The organism is Pseudomonas citri, assembly GCF_025336485.1.
In the GTDB taxonomy this organism is placed as follows: Bacteria; Pseudomonadota; Gammaproteobacteria; order Pseudomonadales; family Pseudomonadaceae; genus Aquipseudomonas; species Aquipseudomonas citri.
This window is the reverse complement of the sequence record NZ_JAODAB010000027.1, coordinates 42466-65309: the sequence shown is the minus strand read 5'-3', so window position 1 is coordinate 65309 and position 22844 is coordinate 42466. Positions and strand designations below refer to the sequence as shown.

Below are 22844 nucleotides of genomic sequence, written 5' to 3'. Positions count from 1 at the left end.
GATTGGCTTATTCGCCGGTAGGTTCTTCGGTGGCTTGGCGATAACGGTCCAGCGCTTCGCTGAAATCCTGGATGAATTCCGGGGTACTGAGCCAGCGCTGTGCTGTTTCGCGGTCCATGTTGTCGGCCCACATGCGGTAATCCACCAGCATGTCCGCTGCGAGGTGAGTGGCGGCCATGCTTTCATTTTCTGCATTCTTCAGGTCGAGCAGGCCTGGACGTTCGCTGATCATCACGCTCATGGAGGACAGCAGCGTGTCGAGCAATTCGTTGCGGCCAATGGCCTCGGCCTCGCGCAGCTTGGCGAAAAGCTCCAGCACGTAGACCGGCGGCTGGGCGGTGGCGTGGGCCGGGTCGCCATACATGGGGATGGCTTTGCGGCCGCTCATGCGAATCTGCTTGGCTTTGTCTTTGGCGCGCTTGGCGCGTTTTTGCTGTTTGTTCAGTGAGGCCATCGGGCTTCGGTTTCCGGTTTGTTAGATAGACAGCGTGCAGTTTAACGCTGTGGGGCTGGATGTGCCTGCTCCGGGTCGGCCTCCGGCAAGCTATCGGCGCTGGGCAGTCCGAGGAACTCCAAAACCGTTGGGTCCCAGAGGATATCCCTTGGGCCAGGCTCCATTTCCCTTAGCATGGCGGCGGTCTCCTGCTGTACCGCCGGCCGGTCTCGGCTGGCCAGCAGGCGTTCGTAGTGGAAGGTATCGATCTGGCGCTTCAGTGCGCGGGTGGACCAGTTCTGGCTGGCCACTTCATTCATGTACCAACGACGGGCCTTGTCATGCTCCACACGCAGAAGCGTGCGGTAATGGGCCCAGCTCAATTCGGTACGCAATGCGCCCCAGATTGGGAACTTCTGATAAAAGTCGCGCATATGTCGCAGGTTGCCTTCGTCAAACCCCTTCCCAAATTTCGCGGTCAGCACTTTCGCCAGCGATGGTAACAGTCGCGCCCCGTAGGCCACCTGTTCGGCGCCTCCCTTTTCGAGCTCGTTGATGTGTCGCCCGATCTGCCAGCAGGTCTGTACCTGGAGCGTGTCGATGACGCGCAGTGCCTTCTGGCGTGCCTGGCGGATCAGCTTGCCGAGTTCACTGGTCAAAGGCACGAGTCGTGGGTCGTCTTGAGGCAAGGTTGGGAGCATCGAATATCCAGCCATTGAAAGGGGCGGACGAAAAGGATGTTCCGGGCGGCGCTGCGATGATGCAGGACGGGGCTGATTGAAGAGAGGGAAAAAACGGTGATTGACGCAGGGCGGGGTTGAAGGACGCCTCATCCCGAGCGCCTGTGACTTGTAGGAATTGTCTCCGGAGGGTGTCATCCATTGCGAGCACCCTCGCAAGCCGGCGTTTGGCGGGGTAAGGGTCAGGCCGGACCTTGCGCCAGTGCCTTGGAAGCGGCGACGTAATCGGCCTGGAATTGCGGGCTTTCGATCCAGTCCAGCGCGGTCTGTTCATCGACGCCCTGGGTCAGCCGGCGATACTCGATCAGGGCGGTAAAGATGAAGTCAGTGGCTTCTTCCTCGCCTTCCTGTTCCAACACCAGTTCCAGCAGCGGGTGCCCCAGGAAGGCTGCACACAGGGCCTGTTGGCTGGTTTTTTCAGCCGCTTCCATGAGGTTGAACAGCTCCGACAGATCGACAGTCTCCAGGTCGATGCGCTCATCGTTCGGGTCGAGGAAGTCGTTCGGCGCAGCGGCCCGTTGAATCCGATTCTTCTTGGCTTTCGCCTTGGCGCGCTGGGTGCGTTTTTGCTGCTTGTTGGCCGATGACATGGCTCGGATTCCTGATGTGGATAAGGCTGCCTATCCTACCGCCTCGAAGCGAACGCTTCGAATCTCAATCCACCACGAACAAGGTTGCACCTTGTGCGGTGGAGGAGCGATGAGGTTCAGCCTGGTCGGCTACTTGATAGCTCATGCCGGGCTTGAGCACGAACTGCCGCCCATCTTCCAGCTCGGTGTGCAACTCACCTGCCAGGCAAAGCAGGATGTGGCCCTTGGTGCACCAGTGATCGGCCAGGTACCCCGCCGTGTATTCCACCATCCGCACCCTGATGTTCCCGAACTGCCGGGTGCGCCAATAGGCGGTTCCGGTGACACCTTTGTGCTCGGTGGGCTCGATGCCAGACCAGTCGGTAGTGCCAAAGGGGATGCCGGTGATGTCCATGTCGACTCGTTGGTTGGGGCTGTTGGGGATGGCGAATGTAGCTGAGACGGCGGGGGCGATGGAAGCGAGTGGAAACACCCAGGCGATAAAAAACCCCGATCAATCGCTTGATCGGGGTTTTCGGTATTTGGTGCCCAGAGACGGAATCGAACCGCCGACACGGGGATTTTCAATCCCCTGCTCTACCGACTGAGCTATCTGGGCAACGGGGCGCATTAAACGGGTTTTTCAGGGGGGCGTCAAGCAAGTTTTCAAAAAAAATTTAATTATTACCGTCGCTTACGATTCGCCCCCGCTGTTGAAGGCTTATTCGGACGGCGGCACGTAGCCTTCGGCCTTGGCGTATTCCTCGCCGGAAAAGAACTTGTCCATCTCGCCCTGGATGTATTTGCGATCCTCGGCATTCATCATGTTCAGGCGTTTTTCGTTGATCAGCAGGGTCTGGTGTTTCTGCCAGTCGCCCCAGGCCTTGGCCGAGACGTGGTCGTAGATGTCCTGGCCCTTGGCGCCCGGGAAGGGTGCGCGTTCCAGGCCGTCCAGTTGTTCTTTGTACTTGCGGCACATCACGGTGCGGGTCATTGCAACTCTCCTGCGTTCAATACGACGGCCGCGCGTTCGAGCAAGGTCTTGACCGGGGCGGCGAGGCCCAGGCGCGGCGGGGTGGCGAGGTTATACCAGAGCCAGTCGGCCTCGGCCACGTGATGGCCGGTTTCCCGGACCCGGACCAGCCAGGGTTCGATCGCCAACTGGAAGTGGCTGAAGGTGTGCACCAGGCCAGGCATTGGCTGTTGGCTGCCCAACTCCAGGGAATGTTGCAGGGCCAGGTGCTGCAGGTCGTCGAGGTCGTCGAGTTCCGGCAGGCTCCACAAGCCGCCCCATAGTCCTGTGGAGGGGCGACGATAAAGCAGGATCGCGCCCTCGCGGTTGGCGAGCATCGGCATCAAGGTGCGCTTCTTGGGCGTTTCCTTGCGAGGCTTGGGGATCGGGTAGCGGGTTTCCAGGCCCAGCATGTGGGCTTCGCAGCCTTGCTTCAGCGGGCAGAGCAGGCAACTGGGCTTGCTGCGGGTACAGAGCGTGGCGCCCAGGTCCATCATCGCCTGGGTGTAGGCGTTGACGCGGTCCTGGGGCGTGAAGCGCTCGGCAGTTGCCCATAGCTGTTTCGCCACCTTCGGTTCGCCCGGGTAGCCCTCCTGGGCGGTGAAGCGCGCCAGCACCCGCTTGACGTTGCCATCGAGGATCGGTGCCCGCAGGCCCATGCTGATGCTGGCGATGGCGCCGGCGGTGGACAGGCCGATCCCCGGTAGTTCCGTCAGCTTCTCCACATCCCGGGGGAATTCGCCGCCGTACTGCTCGACGACGATCTTCGCGGTTTTCTGCAAGTTGCGTGCACGAGTGTAGTAGCCCAGTCCGGTCCACAGGTGGAGGACTTCGTCCTCCGGCGCGGCGGCCAAGGCCTGGACGGTGGGCAGCGAGGCCATGAACCGGTCGAAGTAATTGAGCACGGTGCTGACCTGGGTCTGCTGCAACATGATTTCCGACACCCACACCCGGTACGGGGTGATGCCCTGTTGCCAGGGCAGGTCATGGCGTCCGTGGCGGTCGAACCAATCCAGTACGGCGGTGGAGAACTGCTCGGCTTTCATCGCTTAAACAGCCCCTTGAGCGCGTCCTTGAGTTCGGGGCTGACCTTGTCGCCGAGCTTCTCATCGATCTTGTCACTGAGGCGTTCGCCGGCCAGTTTCGCCGCGACCTTGCCCATGCCGTCGTTGTCCAGGCGGCAGGCCTTGGCGCCCAGTTCCAGCGGGCCACGGCAGCGCAACGGCCATTCGATGTCGACATAGCGCTCGTTGACCTGGCAGGCCGGATCGGGCATGTCGCTCTTGTCGCCTTCGACGATGACGCCGACACGGTAATCCATGCCCAGTACCCGCAGGTCGATGTCGCCGTTGCCGTTGACGGTCATGCCGGGGATACGCACTTTCAGGTCCGGGTTGTTGGCAACGCCATTGTGGAAGGTGAGGTTGCCGTTGAGTTGCTGGAACGGCGTGTCCTTGCCCCGCGGTTCGCCGCTGAGGGTCTTGCGGTTCAAGGTGGCGATGCCTTTGCACAGTTGCTGTTCGAGGTTGGCGTTGAGCAGCATGCCGTCGTTGATGACGAACCCGGCGTTGCCGTTGAGGTTGTCGATCAAGGCCTTCTGGCTATTGCCGGTGGCGGTGATGGCGCTGTTGAGGGTCACCAGGCCCTTGACCGGTGGCGTCTTGCCCTGGCTCTCGATGATCTTCTCGGCCGGCACCCGATTGATGCGGGTTTGCAGGCTCAACTGCGGCGTGGTCTGGCGCACGTCCAGGGTGCCCTTGGCTTCGAAGTTGCCGCCGTACAGGTCGCCTCGCAGGTTTTCCAGGGTCAGCAGGCCGCCTTGGCCGGTGGCCTTGAGCGCGGCGTTCTGGATCGGCAGTTTGTCCAGGGTCAGTTGGCCGAAGGTCAGGTCGGCATCCAGGTCCAGTTTGCCCAGGCGCTCCACCGGGAACAGCCGATCGTTGCTCCACGCGCCCTGGGTTGGCGCGTTCGGCAGCGGCGTGCTGCCGGCACCGGCCATGGCACTGGCTTCGGTATCGCTGACTTCAGCCTCGCGGGCCGCCTTGGCGCTGTTGGTCTCGGCGGATTTGGGCGGCAGGTAGCGATCAACGTTGAAGGTGTCGGCCTTGAGCTGCGCACGCAGGGACTGCTTGGCGAAGTCCTGCACGGCGATACGCCCGCTGAAGGTGCTGTCGTCGACCTTCAGGTTGATGTCGTTGAAGTCGACGCTGGTGGGTGTGGCGGCGATGCGGCTGACCAGTTCCACTTTGCCCAGGCTGCCTTCGGCCATGGCCGGTAGTTTCTGGCCGATGCTGTCGACAAAGTTGGCCAGGTCGAACTGGGCGATCGACACGCCGCCGTTCAACTGCGGCGTCTTGTCGAGGTCATTGACCTTCAGCTCGCCCAGGGCGCGCAATTGGTTGAGGGACAACTTGATGCCGGTCCACTCGGCCACGTTCGCCGCCCTGTCCAGGAACAACTGGCCCTGGGCGTTGAAGTTCAGGGCCTTGCCCTGCAACGGATCGCCGGTGACTTCGCCGGACAACTTCAGGTCTTCGAACTTGTAGCGCTGCACGGCGCGTTCGAAGCGCAGCTCGCCGGTGACTTCGGTGCGTACGCGCACGGCCGGCTGGTTGCTGGAGAGGAATGCGGTGAGGGTGACCGGGATATTGGTGGAGTCGTGGACCGGGCCGGTGCTCAACTGGATGCTCTCGGCAGTGAGCAACTTGCCGGTCTGCTCGTCGGTGTATTCGACCCGGGCGTTGTTCACGGTCAGGCTGTCGATATCCAGGCGGGTCGGCTGAGCCGGTTTTTCCGTGGGTGCGCTGCTGGGCGGGGCCGGTTGTTCGGTCGGCGCCGGTGCGTTCGCGGTGGTTGCCGGGGCGGCGACCTTGCCAATGTCTTCCCAGTTGCCGTGGCCGTTCTTGTCGCGACTGAGCCGCAGGTTCAGGCCTTCGACCCGCACATCGCTCATCTGCACTTCCCGGCGCAGCAGCGGTATCACCCGGACAGAAAGGCCCAGCATCTGCAGGTCGGCGAAAGGTTGTGTCGGATTGGCCAGGGTGGCGACACTGGCTTCGTGCAACTCCAGGCCCAGCCAGGGAAACAGGCTCCAGCCGATGTCGCCATTGAGGGTCAGCTCAATGTGGGCCTTGTCGCGGGCTATCTGGCGGATCTCTTCCTTGTAGTCGTTGGGATCGAAGAGGTGAGTCAGGGCAAAGCCCAGGGCCACAATGATCAGCAACAGTCCGAGAAGTACCAGACCCAGGATTTTGCCGAACGCTTTCATGGGCGAATCCTTGTAGGTTGAGTTCAATATTTTGCCTGCGAGTATAACGCCCTGAATTGGTGACGCGTTGGGTGATCGTTCTTCTGGCAGACCTGCCGAACATAGACCCGTAGCGAGCGGATTTATCCCCGGATCACAGCAATCCGGTCTCGGCTCCTGAAAAGCAAACGGCGGGTACCTTATGCAAAGCGAGCAGTGGCGCGATAAGGCGGGTGACTGAAAAAAGGTGATGTCACTTTGGTTTTTCTGTCACGCGCAAATGGTAATCTTTGCGCGCTCGCCGGTCTTTCTGCGACGTGATGTCGCACTAAAATAGAGCTTCACCGAAGAATACAGCTGCGCTTGCGTGCAATGAGGCTGAGGGTGATGCGCGGCTGGCGAACCATTCTAACAATTGGGGGATACACCATGAGCACGAGCATCACGGCGGACGGCATCGCCGACCAGCCTGCGTTCCTCTCCAAGGAGCGCATCATCGCCAAGTCCGGTTTCAACCGCTGGCTGGTTCCACCGGCCGCATTGGCCATTCACCTGTGCATCGGCATGGCCTACGGTTTCTCGGTGTTCTGGCTGCCGCTGTCCAAGGCCCTGGGCATCACCAAGCCTGTGGCTTGCGCGCCGGACATGAGCTTCATCTCGCAAGTCTTTTCGTCGCAATGTGACTGGCCGATCTCGATGCTCGGCTGGATCTACACCCTGTTCTTCATCTTCCTGGGTTGCTCGGCAGCGATCTGGGGCGGTTGGCTGGAACACGCCGGGCCACGCAAGGCCGGTGTCGTGTCGGCATTGTGCTGGTGCGGTGGCCTGCTGATTTCCGCGCTGGGTGTCTACACTCACCAAATCTGGCTGATGTGGCTCGGTTCCGGGGTGATCGGTGGTATCGGCCTGGGCCTGGGCTACATTTCCCCGGTGTCGACCCTGATCAAGTGGTTCCCGGACAAGCGCGGCATGGCCACCGGCATGGCGATCATGGGCTTTGGTGGCGGCGCGATGGTCGGTGCTCCGCTGGCCGCAGCGCTGATGAGCCATTTCGCTTCGCCGACCAGCGTGGGCGTCTGGCAGAGCTTCCTGGTCATGGCCGCGATCTATTTCGTGTTCATGATCGGTGGCGCCTTGTCGTACCGCGTGCCACCGACCGGCTGGAAGCCTGAAGGCTGGACCCCGGCACCGAAGAAAACCGCGAACGCGATGATCACCCATCGCCACGTCCACGTGAACGTGGCCTGGAAAACCCCGCAGTTCCGCCTGGTCTGGCTGGTGTTGTGCCTGAACGTATCGGCGGGTATCGGCATCCTGGGCATGGCTTCGCCACTGTTGCAGGAAGTCTTCGGCGGTAAGCTGCTCGGCAACGACTTGCCGTTCGGTCAGCTGGACGCTGCGCAACTGGGCCAGATCGCTGCCATCGCGGCGGGTTTCACCGGACTGTTGAGCCTGTTCAACATCGGTGGGCGGTTCTTCTGGGCATCCTTCTCGGATTACCTGGGCCGTAAAAATACCTACTTCGTGTTCTTCGCCCTGGGCGTTGCCCTGTACGCGTTGATCCCGAACCTGGGCCACCTGGGCAGCATCGCGCTGTTCGTGGCGGCGTTCTGCATCATCCTGTCGATGTACGGCGGTGGCTTCGCCACCGTGCCGGCCTACCTGGCGGACCTGTTCGGTACGCAAATGGTCGGCGCGATCCACGGTCGCCTGCTGACCGCGTGGGCCGCGGCCGGCGTGCTGGGCCCGGTGCTGGTGAACTACCTGCGTGAGTATCAACTGAGCATCGGCGTCGAGCGTGCCGCAGCCTACGACATCACCTTGTACATCCTCGCTGGCCTGCTGGTGCTGGGCTTCCTGTGCAACCTGATGGTCCGTCCGGTGGCCGACAAGTACTTCATGACCGACGCCGAACTGGCCGCCGAACAGGCCCTCGGCCACGACAAGGGTGCCGACAGCAGCACTTCGCTGGAGTGGAAAGCCGCACCGGGCACCAAGCCCCTGGCGATCGCCGCCTGGCTGGTGGTGGGCATTCCGCTGGCGTGGGGTGTGTGGGTGACCCTGCAGAAGACGGCGGTGTTGTTCCACTAAGACCGTTGCCCGAGTCTCCAAGGTAAGGGCAACTCTAAATGTGGGAGCGGGCTCGCTCCCACATTTGTTTTTGGGTGATGGCAAAGACCTGTATGGACATGTCTAACCCCGACAAGGCAGGCAACAACCCGTCAGGGATATTGCCTGGCGTGTTTCTGTTTGCCGCTCGCGCCCCTATAATGGCTGCCTTTTTCGCCCAATGATTTTGCGGAGCTGGTGATGGCCGAACGTAAGGCGTCTGTCGAGCGCGACACTCTGGAAACCCAGATCAAAGCCTCGATCAACCTGGATGGCACCGGAAAGGCCCGGTTTGATATCGGCGTGCCTTTTCTTGAGCACATGCTGGACCAGATCGCCCGTCACGGGCTGATCGACCTGGATATCGTCAGCAAGGGTGACCTGCACATCGACGATCACCACACGGTGGAAGACGTCGGGATCACCCTGGGGCAGGCATTCACCCAAGCCATCGGCGACAAGAAAGGCATCCGTCGCTACGGCCACGCCTACGTGCCGCTCGATGAAGCGCTGTCGCGGGTGGTCATCGACTTTTCCGGTCGTCCGGGCTTGCAGATGCACGTGCCGTACACCCGCGCCACCGTCGGCGGTTTTGACGTCGACCTGTTCCAGGAGTTCTTCCAGGGCTTCGTCAACCACGCCAACGTGACCCTGCACATCGACAACCTGCGCGGGCACAACACCCACCACCAGATCGAAACCGTGTTCAAGGCTTTCGGCCGCGCACTGCGCATGGCCGTGGAGCTCGATGACCGCATGGCCGGGCAGATGCCCTCTACCAAGGGCGTGCTGTAATGCAGACAGTCGCGGTTATCGACTACGGCATGGGCAACCTGCACTCGGTGGCCAAGGCCCTCGAGCACGTAGGTGCTGGCAAGGTGCTGATCACCAGCGATGCCGACGTGATTCGCGAAGCCGACCGGGTGGTATTTCCCGGCGTCGGTGCGATTCGCGATTGCATGGCCGAGATTCGTCGCCTGGGCTTCGACAAGCTGGTGCACGAAGTCAGCCAGGATCGTCCGTTCCTCGGCATCTGCGTGGGCATGCAAGCCTTGCTTGAGCACAGCGAGGAGAACGACGGTGTCGATTGCATCTCGCTATTCCCGGGGCAGGTGAAGTTCTTTGGCAAGGGCCTGCATGAAGACGGCGAACACTTGAAAGTCCCGCACATGGGCTGGAATGAAGTGAAACAGGCGGTGGACCACCCGCTGTGGCACAACATCCCGGACCTGGCGCGTTTCTATTTCGTGCACAGTTACTACATCGCCGCCGGCAACGCCCGGCAGGTGGTGGGCAGCGGTCACTATGGCGTCGATTTCGCCGCGGCCCTGGCCGACGGTTCACGGTTCGCCGTGCAGTTCCACCCGGAGAAGAGCCATACCCATGGCCTGCAACTGTTGCAGAACTTCGCGGCGTGGGACGGTCGCTGGTAATGGCACGCAAGAAGCCGCCGATCCTCACCCTCACCCCCGAACAGGAGAGTGAGGCGAACCGCAAGATCCAGCGGTTCATGGAGGAGCGTTTCGAGCTGGACCTGGGTTCGTTCGAAGCGGCGGAAATTCTTGAGCTGTTCACCCGCGAAATTGCTCCGCACTATTACAACAGGGCGATTTTCGATGTGCAGGCGCACCTTAAAGAAAGGTTCGAAAGCATTGAAAGCGACTTGTGGGCGCTCGAGAAAAACTGATTCCCGAGCCAAGCTGAACATTCGTATTTGAAGGTTTGCCAGATGCTGATTATCCCCGCTATCGATCTCAAGGACGGCGCTTGCGTGCGTCTGCGTCAGGGCCGGATGGAAGACTCCACGGTATTTTCCGATGATCCGGTGAGCATGGCCGCCAAGTGGGTGGAAGGCGGCTGCCGTCGCCTGCATCTGGTCGACCTCAACGGCGCCTTCGAAGGCCAGCCGGTCAACGGTGAAGTGGTCACCGCCATCGCCAAGCGCTACCCGAACCTGCCGATCCAGATCGGCGGCGGCATCCGCTCGCTGGAAACCATCGAGCACTACGTCAAGGCCGGCGTGAGCTACGTGATCATCGGCACCAAGGCCGTGAAGGAACCCGAGTTCGTCGCGCAAGCCTGCCGCGCCTTCCCGGGCAAGGTCATCGTGGGCCTGGATGCGAAGGACGGTTTCGTCGCCACCGACGGCTGGGCCGAAGTCAGCAGCGTGCAGGTGATCGACCTGGCCAAGCGTTTCGAAGCCGACGGCGTGTCCGCCATTGTCTACACCGACATCGCCAAGGACGGCATGATGCAGGGCTGCAACGTGCCGTTCACCGCCGCCCTGGCCGCCGCCACGAAGATCCCGGTGATCGCCTCCGGCGGTATCCACAACCTGGGCGATATCAAGACGCTGCTCGATGCCAAGGCACCGGGCATCATCGGTGCGATCACCGGTCGCGCGATCTACGAAGGCACCCTGGACGTCGCCGAGGCCCAGGCCTTCTGCGATACCTACAAAGGCTGAGGACTCACCATGGCGCTGGCCAAACGCATCATCCCTTGCCTGGACGTGGACAACGGCCGGGTGGTCAAGGGTGTCAAGTTCGAGAATATCCGTGATGCCGGCGACCCGGTGGAAATCGCCCGTCGCTATGACGAGCAGGGTGCCGACGAGATTACTTTTCTCGACATCACCGCCAGCGTCGACGGCCGCGATACCACGTTGCACACCGTCGAGCGCATGGCCAGCCAGGTGTTCATCCCGCTGACCGTGGGTGGCGGCGTGCGCACGGTGCAGGACATCCGCAACCTGCTCAATGCCGGTGCCGACAAGGTGTCGATCAACACCGCGGCGGTATTCAATCCGGAGTTCGTCGGCGAGGCGGCCCAGCACTTCGGTTCGCAGTGCATCGTCGTGGCCATCGATGCCAAGAAAGTCTCCGGTCCGGGCGAAACCCCGCGCTGGGAAATCTTCACCCACGGCGGTCGCAAGCCCACGGGCCTGGATGCCGTCGAATGGGCGAAGAAAATGGAAGGTCTGGGCGCCGGTGAAATCCTGCTCACCAGCATGGACCAGGACGGCATGAAGAACGGCTTCGACCTTGGTGTGACCCGCGCCATCAGCGATGCCCTGGGCATTCCGGTCATTGCCTCCGGTGGCGTCGGCAACCTGCAACACCTGGCCGATGGCATCCTCGAAGGCCACGCCAGCGCGGTGCTGGCGGCGAGCATCTTCCATTTCGGCGAATACACCGTGCCGGAAGCCAAGGCCTACATGGCTCATCGCGGTATCTGCGTTCGCTGACTGCTGGACACCATGGCGGGCCCAAGGCACTCTTGGGCGCACCATGGATTGCGGTAGCCCGACATGCTCAAACGCCTTGTTCTTGCCTTTGCCGGCGCTGCATTGCTGCTTGCCGGCAACGTGCGCGCCGCCGATTCGCCGTTGGTGTTGCTGACGGAAAACTTCCCGCCGTACAACATGGCCAGGAACGGCAAGAACTTCGCCCAGGACGAGAACATCCATGGCATTGCCGTGGACATCGTCCGCGAGATCTTCAAGCGTGCTGGCGTCCCCTATAGCCTGACACTGCGATTTCCGTGGGAGCGCATCTACAAGCTCGCCCTGGAAAACCCTGGCTACGGTGTGTTCGTCATGGCGCGGCTGCCGGAGCGCGAAAAGCTTTTCAAATGGGTCGGCCCCATTGGTCCGGACGATTGGATCATGCTCGCCAAGGCCGACAGCACGATTACCCTCGACTCGCTGGAACAGGCACGCCAATACAAGATTGGCGCCTACAAAGGCGACGCGATTGCCGAGACATTGGCCAGGCAAGGGCTGAACCCGATTGTCGTATTGCGTGACCAGGACAACGCCAGAAAACTGCTCAACGGCCAGATCGACCTGTGGGCTACCGGGGATCCTGCCGGGCGCTACCTGGCGCGTCGGGAAGGGGTGGGCGATCTCAAGACCGTGTTGCGATTCAACAGTGCCGAGTTGTACCTGGCGTTGAACAAGGAAGTGCCGGACGACGTGGTTGCCCGGCTTCAAGCAGCGCTGGATGAACTGCGCAAGGAAGGTGCGGTGGACGCGATCACGGCGCGGTATCTCTGAGCGCGGCAGTCACCGCTACCGGTAAACCCCATCCTTCCCATGCCCAACCATCGCCCGGTTGCTGCGCAGGCTGATCATCGACTTGATGTCGATCCATTCGATGCCCTGGGCCTTGAGCCGGGGCAGTTCGCGTTCGAGTACCGCCAGGGTCTGTGGATAGGGATGACCGATCACTACCGCCGAACCTTGCCGGCGGGCCAGGTCGATGGCGGTCTGGAGTTGGTGGGCAATGGCGGTTTCGGTACGTTCGTCATCGAGAAACACGTCCCGCGACACACTGGCGAGGCCGATCTTCTGCGCCTCGGCGGCGGCGACGGTCTGGGCGCTGGTGCGGCTGTCGACGAAAAACTTGTGGCGCTGCTGCAAATTCGCCATCAGCCACGCCATGGCCTGGGGCTGGGCGGTCATGCGGCTGCCCATGTGGTTGTTGATCCCGCTGGTGTAGGGGACGGCGGAAAACGCAGCGTCCAGGCGTTTGCCCAGTTCTTCTATGGGCAGCTCCGGATGCCAGGCGAACGGCCCGGTAGCGGGGTCCATGGGCATGTGCAGCATGACGAGCTTGCCGGCGCGATGGGCTTCGCGGGCGAACTCGGCGGCATGGGGCGTGTCGGGCATGATCGCGGTGGCGACCGGGCCGGGGAGGGCGAGCACCCGGCGATCCCGGGGCAGGTTTTGCCCCAGGTCGTCGATGATCAGGCTCAGGTAAGCCTTGTGTGTCGAAGCGGATGGCGTGGCCGGCGCCGCAAACGCAACGCCGGCCAGGCAGCACAACAGGCCGAGGATGAAACGCAGGTGCATCTCAGCGGCCGGAAGTGATGTTCAGTCCTTTGAGCAGGCTCAGGGCCTGGGCCAACTGATAATCGTCATCCTGTGGCATCGGCTTGGCCTTGGCGCCCGCGCCGCTCGGCTTGTCGGCGCCACCGTTGCCGTTGCCCAGGTGACCTTGCAGGTCGGCTTCCTTGAAGTATTCGCCGTCCTGCTCGTTGGTGATCTTGGCCTTGCGCACTTCGATGTCCGGGACGATGCCCTGGGCCTGGATGGAACGGCCGTTGGGCGTGAAGTACAGCGCGGTGGTGATCTTCAGGGCGCGGTCGTTGTTCAGTGGCAAGACCGTCTGCACCGAGCCCTTGCCGAAACTGGTGGTGCCCATGACGACACCACGCTTCTGGTCTTGCAGGGCGCCGGCGACGATTTCCGACGCCGAGGCGCTGCCGCCGTTGATCAGCACCACCAGGGGTACGGCTTCGCTCAGGTCGTTGCCGGTGGCCGAGAAGCGCAGCTCGGAGTTGGCGATACGCCCCTTGGTGTAGACGATCAGGCCCTTGGTGATGAAGTGGTCGACCACTTCCACTGCCGCCTGCAACACGCCGCCGGGGTTGTTGCGCAGGTCCAGCACCAGGCCGTTGAGCTTCTTGCCGTTGTCCTTGCGCAGCTTGGCCAGGGCCTTGGCGACTTCTTCGCCGGTCTTGACCTGGAACTGGGTGATGCGGATGTAACCATAGCCCGATTCCAGCAACTGGCTCTTCACGCTCTTGACCTGGATGACCGCACGGGTGAGGGTCACGTCGAACGGCGTGCCGCCATCGCGCACCAGGGTCAGGGTGATCTTCTGGCCGATCTTGCCGCGCATCTTGTCCACGGCTTCGGTCATGCTTTGGCCGCGGGTTGGCTGGCCATTGATCTTGACGATGAAGTCACCGGCCTGGATGCCGGCCTTGGAGGCGGGGGTGTCGTCGATGGGCGAGACCACCTTGATGAAGCCGTCCTCGCTGCCGACTTCGATGCCCAGGCCGCCGAATTCTCCGCTGGTGCTTTCCTGCAGCTCGGCAAAGTCGTCCGGTCCGAGGTAGGCCGAGTGCGGATCGAGATTGCTGAGCATGCCCTTGATGGCGTTCTCCAGCAGTGTCTTGTCATCCACCGGTTCGACGTAGGCGGCCTTGATCCGGTCCATGACTTCGGCAAAGGTGCGCAGTTCGTCCAGCGGCAGCGGGGCTTTGGTGGTCGCGGCGGTGGCGGCGGGTGCCGACGGGGCCGGTTCAGCGGCGAAAGCCAGGGGCGCGCCGATCACAAGGGCGATCGCCAGTGCCAACGAGGTGAAGCGGGACAAGTGCAGCATGTCGAACGAACTCCTTAATAGGATGGGCGCGCTTATCCTTGCGCACGACACCATTGGGCCGGGTCGCTGGGGCGACCCTGCTGACGAATAGCGAAATACAGTGCTGGCGTATCCTGCCCGCCACTGTTGCCGACCGTGGAGATGGACTCGCCGGCCTTGACCACATCGCCTGCGGCCTTGAGCAGTGTCTGGTTGTGTCCGTAGAGGCTCAGGTAACCGTTGCCGTGATCCAGGATCACCAGCAGGCCGGCGCCGCGCAACCAGTCGGCGAACACCACGCGCCCGCCGTGGACGGCATGCACCTGGCTGCCAGCGGAAGCGCTGATCATCACGCCGTCCCACTTGGTGCGGGTGTCGTCGCCGCGGGTTTCACCGAAGCGAGCCAATAATCGACCATTGACCGGCCAGGGAAGTTTGCCCCGTGCCGACGCAAAAGCGCCGCCAAAGGTTTCGCCATCGCTGGAAACCAGTGCGCCTGGGCTGGGTTTTGTCGGCTTGCGCGGCGCATCGCTGGAGTCGGCCTCGGCCTGGGCTTCAAGCAAGCGCTTTTTTTCCGCTTCCTGCTGGGCGATCAGCGCTTTCTGGCGCGCTTCTTCTGCCTCACGGGCCTGGCGGGCCAGGGTTTCTTCGATGGTTTTGAGCACATTGGCCAGTTCGGCCTGGTCCTGTTCGCGGGCCTTGAGCTTGCTGTCGCGTTCTTTCACGTCGTCGTTGAGCTTGGCCAGGGCCTCCTGGCGTTCCTTGCGGACCTTGTCCAGCTCTTCGCGCTGGGTGTCGAGGCTGCTTTTTTGCACCAGTAACTGGGCTTGTTGCAGTCCGATGTCCTTTTCGACATTGGCCAGTTGGCGCAGGGTTTCGTTGAAGTTCTTGAGCTGTTCCAGGCGGGCCTGGCTCAGGTAGTCGTAATACGTGAGGGTGCGGGCGAATTTCTCGGGGTTCTGCTGGTTGAGCAGCAGCTTGAGATACTCCTGGCGCCCGTTCTGGTAGGCGGCCCGGGCCTGGATGGCGATCAGCTTTTGCTGTTCAGTGCGCGCGCTCTGGAGTTTTTTTTTCTCGCCATCGAGCCGCTGCAGCTCGGATTCGCTTTTCTTCAGTTCTTTTTGCAGGGCCTCGACCTGTTTCTCCAGCTTGCCCATCTCGGTCTCGGTGCCGCGCAGGTCTTTCTGCACGCTGGATTTCTCTTCCTGCAACTTGCCCAGCAGTTTTTTCAGTTCGGCAATGTCCTGGCGCGTGGCTTCCAACTGCTGTTGGGTTTGCGCGCGCTCGTCGGCAAAGGCTGGTTGCAGCAGGCAGGTCAGTGCGAGGGCTATCAGGACGCGAAGCATAGAGGCGGGCGGCACCAGGGAAAGGGACGGCCTAGTATGCCCGCCTCACGCTGCAAAAAAAACGCCCATTTGGGGCTGTGTGATAACTGGAGTAGCGTCAGACATTAAATCACCGCGATACCCTGAGGGAGCACGCTGTGCTCCCTCAGGGCCTGGGTGAGTGATACCCAATCAGACCAGAATCGAAGTCCCGGTCATTTCCACCGGCTTCTCCATGCCCAGCAGCATCAGCATGGTCGGCGCCACGTCGGCCAGCACGCCGCCTTCGCGCACCTTGAAGTCACGCTTGCCGACGTAGATGAACGGCACCGGCTCGGTGGTGTGGGCCGTGTGGGCCTGGCCGGTGGTTTCGTCGGACATCTGCTCGACGTTGCCGTGGTCGGCTGTGATCAGCGCTTCGCCGCCGACCTTTTCCAGTGCATCGACGATGCGGCCGACGCAGGTGTCCAGGCATTCCACGGCCTTGACCGCCGCCTCGAACACGCCGCTGTGGCCGACCATGTCACCGTTGGCGTAGTTGACCACGATCACGTCGTAGCGCAGGTTTTCGATGGCGTCGACGATGCGGTCGGTCACTTCCGGCGCGCTCATCTCCGGTTGCAGGTCGTAGGTGGCGACTTTCGGCGACGGGATCAGGATGCGCTCTTCGCCCGGGAAGGGTTCTTCGCGACCGCCCGAGAAAAAGAACGTCACGTGGGCGTATTTCTCGGTCTCGGCGATGCGCAACTGCGTCTTGCCGTTCTTCGCCAGGTAGTCGCCCAGCACGTTTTCCAGGCTGCCGGCCGCGAAGGCCGATGGCGCGGGGATGCTGGCGGCGTACTGGGTCAGCATCACGAAGCCGGCCAGTTTCGGCTGGCGGGCGCGTTCGAATTCCTTGAAATCGGCTTCGACGAAGACGCGGGTCAGTTCACGAGCCCGGTCGGCGCGGAAGTTCATGAACACCACGGCGTCGCCGTCTTCGACCTTGACCGGCTCGCCGATGGTGGTGGCCTTGACGAATTCGTCGCTTTCGCCGCGCTCGTAGGCCGCTTGCAGGCCTTGCTGGGCGGTGGCGGCGCTGAATTCGGCGCTGCCCTCGACGATCAGGTTGTAGGCCTGGGACACGCGGTCCCAACGGTTGTCACGGTCCATGGCGTAGTAGCGGCCGACGATGCTGGCGATGCGGCCCTTGCCGAGTGCCTGGAACGTCGCGTCCAGCAATTCGATCGACGAAGCGGCGCTTTTCGGCGGGGTGTCGCGGCCATCGAGGAACGCGTGCAGGTAGATCTTCTCGGCGCCGCGCTTGAAGGCCAGTTCGGCCATGGCGACCAGGTGGTCCTGGTGGCTGTGCACCCCGCCATCGGACAGCAGGCCCATGAAGTGCACGGCCTTGCCGGCGGCCACGGCTTTATCCACGGCGGCGCAGATGGTCGGGTTTTCGAAGAATTCGCCGTCGCGGATCGCTTTGGTCACACGGGTGAAATCCTGATACACCACGCGGCCTGCGCCGAGGTTCATGTGGCCGACCTCGGAGTTGCCCATCTGCCCGTCAGGCAGGCCGACGTCCATGCCGCTGCCGGAGATCAGGCCGTTCGGCACCGTGGCCCACAGACGGTCCAGCACCGGCTTGTTGGCCGCGTACACAGCGTTGGACTCTTGGCTGTCACTGTGACCGAAGCCGTCGAGAATCATCAGGACCAAAGGTTTAGGCGGGGTAGTCATGGAATCCACTCGTGGCGAAGTTAAAAGAAGACGATGGAAAAAAGACGAGCAGTTTAAAGGTAAGTTCCGGTGTCGTCACCGCCGGGCGGGGTTTGGCCGGCCCTGAGTGCTGTGTATACTGGCCGACATTTTAACGCCCTGGAACCTTTCCTCGATGGTTGCTCACCTGATTGAATTCGCCACTAACCACTACATTCTCGTCGGTATCTTCGTCGTGCTGTTGGCGTTGCTGGTCGCCCACACGATGCAGGGTGGCGGGCGCAGCCTGAGCACCGGTGAACTGACTGCGCTGGTCAACAAGGACGCGGGCGTGGTGGTCGACATCCGTCCGAGCAAGGAATTTGCCACCGGTCACATCGTTGGCGCCCTGAACATTCCCCAGGACAAACTGACCGCCCGGGTCGGCGAGCTGGAAAAGCACAAGGCCAAGACGCTGATCCTGGTGGATGCCCAAGGCCAGCATTCCGGCACCCATGCCCGCGAACTGGTGAAGGCCGGCTTCACCGCCGCCAAGTTGTCCGGTGGCGTGGCGAGCTGGAAAGCCGACAACCTGCCGCTGGTGAAGTGAAATGACCCACGTCGTCGTCTATTCCAGCGATTACTGCCCCTATTGCTCCCGAGCCAAGTTCCTGCTCCAGAACAAAGGCGTGGCCTTCGAAGAGATCAAGGTCGACGGCCAGCCGCAGCTGCGCGCCGACATGACCCGCAAGGCCGGACGCACGTCCGTACCGCAGATCTGGATCGGTAACACCCACGTAGGCGGTTGCGATGATCTGTACGCCCTGGAGCGCGCCGGCAAGCTCGACGCGATGCTCCAGGCCTGAATTCCCTACTAATAGAACCTTAAAGTAAGAAGGATCTGCGATGACTGACCAACAGAACACAGCTGCCAACGAAGAAGCCGCACCGCAATTCTCCTTGCAGCGCATCTACGTACGTGACCTGTCCTTCGAAGCCCCGAAAAGCCCGGCGATCTTTCGCCAGCAGTGGGAACCGAGCGTAGGCCTGGACCTCAACACCCGCCAGAAGGCCCTGGAAGAAGACTTCCACGAAGTGGTGCTGACCCTGTCGGTGACCGTGAAGAACGGTGAAGAAGTGGCGTTCATCGCCGAAGTGCAGCAAGCCGGGATCTTCCTGATCAAGAACCTGGATGCCGCCTCCATGAGCCACACCCTGGGCGCCTTCTGCCCGAACATCCTGTTCCCGTATGCTCGCGAAGCCCTGGACAGCCTGGTGACCCGCGGTTCGTTCCCGGCGCTGATGCTGGCTCCGGTGAATTTCGACGCCCTGTATGCGCAAGAGCTGCAGCGCATGCAACAGGAAGGTGGCGCGACCGTTCAGTAAACGGCGCTGTTCGCCCGATACACAACCTGTGGGAGCCGAGCTTGCTCGCGATGAACGATGACGCGGTGTTGCAGTTGAACCGTGTCGACCTCATCGCGAGCAAGCCCGGCTCCCACAGGCGTTTCTGGCTGGCAGGAAGAGTTTAGGCGAACCCGTTCTGCCGCCAGGCCTCGTACACAGCCACCGCCACCGTGTTGGACAGGTTCAAGCTGCGACAACCTTCGCGCATCGGCAGGCGCAGGCGCTGGTCGGCGGGCAGGGCATCGAGCACTTCGGCCGGCAGGCCACGGCTTTCCGGGCCGAACAGGAAGGCGTCACCGGCAACGAAGCTGGCGTCATGGAACGGCCGCGAACCTTTGGTGGTGAAGGCGAACACCCGCGGATTGCCCAAGCTTTCCAGACAGCTGGCGAGGTCAGCGTGACGCTGCAAAGTGGCATACTCGTGGTAGTCGAGACCGGCACGGCGCAAGCGCTTGTCGTCCATCTCGAAGCCCAGTGGTTCGATCAGATGCAGGTGGCAGCCGCTGTTGGCGCACAACCTGATGACGTTGCCGGTATTCGGCGGAATTTCCGGTTGAAAAAGGATGACGTGAAACATGCACGGCTCCGCAGATAAAGATGAGCGGCATTCTACGCCGCAAACCGACGAGCGTTCGAAGCTAATACTGCCGGTGATGGGCTCGTTGGCGATCTTCGGCCTGATGGTTGGCCTGATGATCGGGCGCCTGACCACGCCTGAGCCAAGCGTGCTGCAACAGGTCGACACCCGCGACGGGATGTTGGTGGCCTGGTTCAACAACGAACCCAAGTTGCACGGGGAAGTCATCGACGGGTCAGTGGCGCTGTTGTTCGATGCAGAAGGTCGACCGCAGAACGGCCAATTCAAGCTCGATGGCAAGGATGTGAATTGGCGGGTGCGTTTGAGCGACAAGGGCTTGTTGCTGACACTGGTGGCGGCGCGTCCGTTGCGGGGGACGTGGACCGGTAGCGAGGTCGATGATCGCTGGCGGTTGGAGGTCCGTCTCCAGGAGCAATAAAAGAGGGAATCCCCGGCCTGCCTGTACCAAGGACCCCAAAACGGTAGGGCCAAGTGCATGGCCCTGGGTATAAAGAAGGGAAACCTTGACCTGCCTGTATCAAGGCCCCCAAAACAGTGGGCTCGATGAGCCCTGGATAAAATGGGGATTCCCCGGCCTGCCTGTACCAAGGTCCCCGAAACTGGGTAGTGATCAGGTTGTTGCAGGGGGCGTGCCAGTTTTCGATGTTGAGGCGAATAAAGAGCTAGAGGCCCCGTGTTTCGGGGCTTTCGCAGTTTTGGTGGGCGGTTTTTTGAAGCGAACACGGTGATCTTGGTTCGCTCGGTGTGCGCAGTTTTGGTGCGTCAGGCCCTGATAAAGCATCGCGAGCAGGCTCGCTCCCAGAGGAATTCGTGTTTCCCTCGTGGGGCGAGCCTGCTCGCGATGGGGCTTCAAATTCAGTGAAGAGCCGAAGGTTGATCAGCCCTCATCCCCGTCATCATCATCCCCACCATCGACCTTCATCCCCAGCTCCTTGATCTTGCGCGTCAAGGTATTGCGGCCCCAGCCCAGCAGCACGGCGGCATCGCGACGGCGACCGGCGGTGTGCTTGAGGGCGGTCTCGATCATGATTCGCTCGAAGCTCGGCACGGCGCTATCCAGGAGGTTCGACTGGCCGCGTGCCAAGGCCTGGTCGGCCCACTGGCGCAGGGCCTGTTCCCAGTTGGTCACTGGGGCTGAGTCCTGCGGCAGGCTCAACAGTTCCGGTGGCAAGTCGCCAATGTGCACTTCCCGACCGGAAGCCATCACCGTGATCCAGCGGCAAGTGTTCTCCAGTTGGCGCACGTTGCCTGGCCACGGCAGGTTCTTGAGGTATTCCTCGGTTTCGTTCTTGAGCAGCTTGGGTTCCACCGCCAGTTCCTGTGCCGCGCGGCTGAGGAAATGCCGGGCCAGTGTGGGGATGTCTTCGCGACGATCCGCCAGGCGTGGGATATGGATGCGGATCACGTTCAGGCGATGGAACAAGTCTTCGCGAAACTTACCGGCATGGACCAGGGTTTCCAGGTTCTGGTGGGTCGCGGCGATGATGCGCACGTCCACTTTGACCGGCGTATGGCCGCCCACCCGATAGAATTCGCCATCGGCCAATACGCGCAGCAAACGGGTCTGGGTGTCGGCCGGCATATCGCCGATTTCATCGAGAAACAGCGTGCCGCCGTCGGCTTGCTCGAAGCGCCCGCGGCGCAGGTTGGCCGCGCCGGTGAAGGCGCCTTTTTCGTGGCCGAACAGCTCGGACTCCATCAAGTCCTTGGGAATCGCCGCCATGTTCAGCGCGATGAACGGCGACGCCGCCCGCGGACTGTGGCGGTGCAGGGCATGGGCCACCAATTCTTTACCGGTACCCGACTCGCCGTTGATCAGCACGGTGATGTTGGAATGGCTCAAGCGCCCGATGGCGCGAAACACTTCCTGCATCGCCGGCGCTTCGCCGATGATCTCCGGAGTCCGGGCCAGGGTCGGTATTTCTTCGAGGCCTTGTTGCTCCTGGGCGTGCTGGTTGGCGCGCTTGACCAGCGACACGGCTTCGTCGACGTCGAAGGGCTTGGGCAGGTATTCGAAGGCACCGCCCTGGTAGGACGCCACGGCGCTGTCCAGGTCCGAGTGGGCCGTCATGATGATCACAGGCAACCGTGGGTGCTGTTCACGAATCCGCGCCAGCAGGTCCAGGCCGCTGGCGCCGGGCATGCGAATGTCGGAGATGATGACGTCCGGCTGCTGACGGGCGAGGCGACTCATCACCCCGTCGGCGCTGTCGAAGCTCTGGGTGGTCATGCCTTCCTGTTGCAAGGCTTTTTCCAGGACCCAGCGGATAGAACGGTCGTCATCGACGATCCACACGGTTTCACTACGGCTCATGTCGCTGTGGCTCCTTGTTCCAGTGGCAGGAAGATCGAGAAGGTGGTGTGGCCAGGGTGGCTCTCACACTCGATCAAGCCCTGATGCTGACTGATGATGTTTTGGGTAATGGCCAGGCCCAGCCCGGTACCGTCCGGGCGGCCGCTGACCATGGGAAAGAAGATGGTTTCCTGCAGCTCGGCCGGGATGCCGGGGCCGTTGTCGGTGATCTCGATCTTGGTCACCAGGCGATGGCGCACGTGGCCGATGGTGAACTGGCGCATGGTGCGGGTGCGCAGGCTGATGCGCCCCAGGCGTAGCTCGTTCTGGCTGCTGATGGCCTGCATCGCATTGCGCACGATGTTGAGCACTGCCTGGATCATCTGTTCGCGGTCGATCAGGACATCGGGAATGCTCGGGTCGTAGTCACGTACCAGCGTGATGCAGCCCTGGCTTTCGGCCTCCACGAGGTTGCCGACGCGTTCCAGCACTTCGTGGATGTTGCACATCGCCAGGGACGGCAGCTTGTTCGAGCCGAGCATGCGGTCCACCAGGTTCCGCAGGCGGTCGGCTTCTTCGATGATGACGTTGGTGTAGTCCTTGAGGCTTTCATCCGGCAGTTCCCGGGCCAGCAGTTGCGCGGCGCCGCGAATCCCGCCGAGGGGGTTCTTGATTTCATGGGCCAGGCCGCGTACCAGCATCTTGCTGGTTTCCTGCTTGGACAACTGGGCTTCTTCCTTGGTGATGCGCAACAGGCGATCACGGGGATGGACCTCCAGCAGCAACAAGGTGGCGCCGTTGTTCAGGATCGGCGTGACCGCATAGTCCACGGTCAGGGTCTGGCCGGTCAGGGCGGTCAGCATCGCTTCGCGCTTGGTGAACGGATGGGCTTGTTCCACCGCCTGGCGCAGGGAGTTGAGGGCCTCGGCGGATTCGGTGAACAGTTCGCTGATGAATTGCCCATGGCTGCGCTGGCCGCTGACGGCCAGGAGCATCTCTGCCGCCGGGTTCATGTACTCGAGGCGCAGTTCGGCGTCGAGCAGGATGGTCGCCGTGGTGAGGTTGTCGAGCAACAAGCGGTGTAATGCGTCGCTAATGGTCATCAGGACCTCTTTTGGAGCGTAACAGGCATGCGTATGACGCGCTGGTACAAGCAAAATGCAAAAAACAAACCAAGGCTCCGAAAAGAAGCGTCCAGAGCGGTAAACAGGGTTCTATTCGCCCAATTGCGTGGCGTTCTGCCAGTTTTTCCGGGTACTTTCGAACCAAAATGGGTTAG

The 22844-nt window shown here is 61.9% G+C and carries 24 protein-coding genes, 1 tRNA gene and 1 pseudogene; 11 read left to right on the top strand and 15 right to left on the bottom strand.

Annotated elements, in window-relative coordinates; genetic code table 11:
• Positions 1–7: 7 nt before the first annotated feature.
• The 8 genes and pseudogenes from N4Q37_RS23330 to N4Q37_RS23295 form a co-directional block, all read right to left on the bottom strand.
• Complete coding sequence (locus tag N4Q37_RS23330; RefSeq protein ID WP_260962077.1) at positions 8–454, bottom strand: hypothetical protein; 447 nt, start codon at positions 452–454, stop codon at positions 8–10.
• A 62-nt stretch (positions 455–516) separates the two neighbouring features.
• Positions 517–1134: pseudogene (locus N4Q37_RS23325) on the bottom strand (DUF1016 N-terminal domain-containing protein); the annotation flags it as partial.
• A gap of 221 nt (positions 1135–1355) precedes the next feature.
• Positions 1356–1763, bottom strand: coding sequence for a hypothetical protein (locus N4Q37_RS23320; protein ID WP_260962075.1), 408 nt, complete (start codon positions 1761–1763; stop codon positions 1356–1358).
• A gap of 64 nt (positions 1764–1827) precedes the next feature.
• The gene (locus N4Q37_RS23315) at positions 1828–2157 is read right to left on the bottom strand and encodes a DHCW motif cupin fold protein (protein ID WP_260962074.1); all 330 of its coding nucleotides are present in this window, start codon (positions 2155–2157) and stop codon (positions 1828–1830) included.
• A gap of 128 nt (positions 2158–2285) precedes the next feature.
• A tRNA-Phe gene (locus tag N4Q37_RS23310) sits at positions 2286–2361 on the bottom strand.
• A 102-nt stretch (positions 2362–2463) separates the two neighbouring features.
• Positions 2464–2736 carry an oxidative damage protection protein gene (locus tag N4Q37_RS23305; protein WP_260962072.1) on the bottom strand — a complete coding sequence of 91 codons (273 nt, stop codon included), beginning with the start codon at positions 2734–2736 and terminating at the stop codon, positions 2464–2466.
• Complete coding sequence (mutY, locus tag N4Q37_RS23300; RefSeq protein WP_260962070.1) at positions 2733–3800, bottom strand: A/G-specific adenine glycosylase; 1068 nt, start codon at positions 3798–3800, stop codon at positions 2733–2735. Before mutY ends, N4Q37_RS23305 begins: the two co-directional genes overlap by 4 nt.
• On the bottom strand, positions 3797–6022 hold the full coding sequence (locus tag N4Q37_RS23295; protein WP_260962068.1) for an AsmA family protein: 2226 nt from the start codon (positions 6020–6022) through the stop codon (positions 3797–3799). The genes mutY and N4Q37_RS23295 overlap by 4 nt, the downstream gene beginning before the upstream one ends.
• Positions 6023–6430: 408 nt before the next feature.
• On the opposite strand from N4Q37_RS23295, the gene N4Q37_RS23290 reads away from it, so the two are divergent.
• From N4Q37_RS23290 to N4Q37_RS23260, 7 genes are all read left to right on the top strand, one after another.
• A complete protein-coding gene (locus N4Q37_RS23290; RefSeq protein ID WP_260962066.1) occupies positions 6431–8092 on the top strand; it encodes an OFA family MFS transporter in 1662 nt (553 codons plus the stop codon).
• A gap of 219 nt (positions 8093–8311) precedes the next feature.
• Positions 8312–8905, top strand: a complete 594-nt coding sequence (gene hisB / locus N4Q37_RS23285; protein WP_024778052.1) for an imidazoleglycerol-phosphate dehydratase HisB — start codon at positions 8312–8314, stop codon at positions 8903–8905.
• Positions 8905–9543, top strand: a complete 639-nt coding sequence (gene hisH, locus N4Q37_RS23280) for an imidazole glycerol phosphate synthase subunit HisH (RefSeq protein WP_260962057.1) — start codon at positions 8905–8907, stop codon at positions 9541–9543. Before hisB ends, hisH begins: the two co-directional genes overlap by 1 nt.
• Positions 9543–9797: a DUF2164 domain-containing protein gene (locus N4Q37_RS23275; protein WP_042728153.1), complete on the top strand. Its 255-nt coding sequence runs from the start codon at positions 9543–9545 to the stop codon at positions 9795–9797. The genes hisH and N4Q37_RS23275 overlap by 1 nt, the downstream gene beginning before the upstream one ends.
• A gap of 42 nt (positions 9798–9839) precedes the next feature.
• On the top strand, positions 9840–10577 hold the full coding sequence (gene hisA / locus N4Q37_RS23270; RefSeq protein ID WP_260962055.1) for a 1-(5-phosphoribosyl)-5-[(5-phosphoribosylamino)methylideneamino]imidazole-4-carboxamide isomerase: 738 nt from the start codon (positions 9840–9842) through the stop codon (positions 10575–10577).
• Between the two features lie 9 nt (positions 10578–10586).
• Positions 10587–11357, top strand: a complete 771-nt coding sequence (gene hisF, locus N4Q37_RS23265) for an imidazole glycerol phosphate synthase subunit HisF (RefSeq protein WP_014336099.1) — start codon at positions 10587–10589, stop codon at positions 11355–11357.
• A gap of 63 nt (positions 11358–11420) precedes the next feature.
• Positions 11421–12167: a substrate-binding periplasmic protein gene (locus N4Q37_RS23260; RefSeq protein WP_260962048.1), complete on the top strand. Its 747-nt coding sequence runs from the start codon at positions 11421–11423 to the stop codon at positions 12165–12167.
• A 15-nt stretch (positions 12168–12182) separates the two neighbouring features.
• On the opposite strand, the gene N4Q37_RS23255 is transcribed toward N4Q37_RS23260, so the two are convergent.
• From N4Q37_RS23255 to gpmI, 4 genes are all read right to left on the bottom strand, one after another.
• Positions 12183–12965: a divergent polysaccharide deacetylase family protein gene (locus N4Q37_RS23255; RefSeq protein ID WP_260962046.1), complete on the bottom strand. Its 783-nt coding sequence runs from the start codon at positions 12963–12965 to the stop codon at positions 12183–12185.
• A gap of 1 nt (position 12966) precedes the next feature.
• Positions 12967–14283 carry a S41 family peptidase gene (locus tag N4Q37_RS23250; protein WP_260962044.1) on the bottom strand — a complete coding sequence of 439 codons (1317 nt, stop codon included), beginning with the start codon at positions 14281–14283 and terminating at the stop codon, positions 12967–12969.
• Between the two features lie 32 nt (positions 14284–14315).
• Positions 14316–15608 (bottom strand): murein hydrolase activator EnvC family protein, encoded by a 1293-nt coding sequence (locus tag N4Q37_RS23245; protein ID WP_260962042.1) that lies wholly within the window; start codon positions 15606–15608, stop codon positions 14316–14318.
• 171 nt (positions 15609–15779) lie between these two features.
• Positions 15780–17309 carry a 2,3-bisphosphoglycerate-independent phosphoglycerate mutase gene (gene gpmI, locus N4Q37_RS23240; protein ID WP_260962041.1) on the bottom strand — a complete coding sequence of 510 codons (1530 nt, stop codon included), beginning with the start codon at positions 17307–17309 and terminating at the stop codon, positions 15780–15782.
• A 154-nt stretch (positions 17310–17463) separates the two neighbouring features.
• On the opposite strand from gpmI, the gene N4Q37_RS23235 reads away from it, so the two are divergent.
• From N4Q37_RS23235 to secB, 3 genes are read left to right on the top strand one after another with little or no spacing between them, the layout of a single operon-like run.
• The gene (locus N4Q37_RS23235) at positions 17464–17877 is read left to right on the top strand and encodes a rhodanese-like domain-containing protein (RefSeq protein ID WP_260962040.1); all 414 of its coding nucleotides are present in this window, start codon (positions 17464–17466) and stop codon (positions 17875–17877) included.
• Position 17878: 1 nt separating this feature from the next.
• The gene (grxC, locus tag N4Q37_RS23230; protein ID WP_260962037.1) at positions 17879–18133 is read left to right on the top strand and encodes a glutaredoxin 3; all 255 of its coding nucleotides are present in this window, start codon (positions 17879–17881) and stop codon (positions 18131–18133) included.
• A gap of 40 nt (positions 18134–18173) precedes the next feature.
• A complete protein-coding gene (gene secB / locus N4Q37_RS23225; protein ID WP_260962036.1) occupies positions 18174–18653 on the top strand; it encodes a protein-export chaperone SecB in 480 nt (159 codons plus the stop codon).
• 142 nt (positions 18654–18795) lie between these two features.
• Here secB and trmL read toward each other — a convergent pair whose 3' ends face one another.
• A complete protein-coding gene (gene trmL, locus N4Q37_RS23220) occupies positions 18796–19251 on the bottom strand; it encodes a tRNA (uridine(34)/cytosine(34)/5-carboxymethylaminomethyluridine(34)-2'-O)-methyltransferase TrmL (RefSeq protein ID WP_260962034.1) in 456 nt (151 codons plus the stop codon).
• On the opposite strand from trmL, the gene N4Q37_RS23215 reads away from it, so the two are divergent.
• The gene (locus N4Q37_RS23215) at positions 19250–19690 is read left to right on the top strand and encodes a hypothetical protein (RefSeq protein WP_260962032.1); all 441 of its coding nucleotides are present in this window, start codon (positions 19250–19252) and stop codon (positions 19688–19690) included. The two genes, trmL and N4Q37_RS23215, sit on opposite strands and share 2 nt — an antisense overlap.
• 459 nt (positions 19691–20149) lie before the next feature.
• Here the strand turns inward: N4Q37_RS23215 and ntrC are convergent, their stop codons facing one another.
• Both ntrC and glnL read right to left on the bottom strand, forming a co-directional pair.
• On the bottom strand, positions 20150–21586 hold the full coding sequence (ntrC, locus tag N4Q37_RS23210; RefSeq protein WP_260962030.1) for a nitrogen regulation protein NR(I): 1437 nt from the start codon (positions 21584–21586) through the stop codon (positions 20150–20152).
• Positions 21583–22668, bottom strand: coding sequence for a nitrogen regulation protein NR(II) (gene glnL, locus N4Q37_RS23205; protein ID WP_260962029.1), 1086 nt, complete (start codon positions 22666–22668; stop codon positions 21583–21585). Before glnL ends, ntrC begins: the two co-directional genes overlap by 4 nt.
• Between the last annotated feature and the right edge of the window lie 176 nt (positions 22669–22844).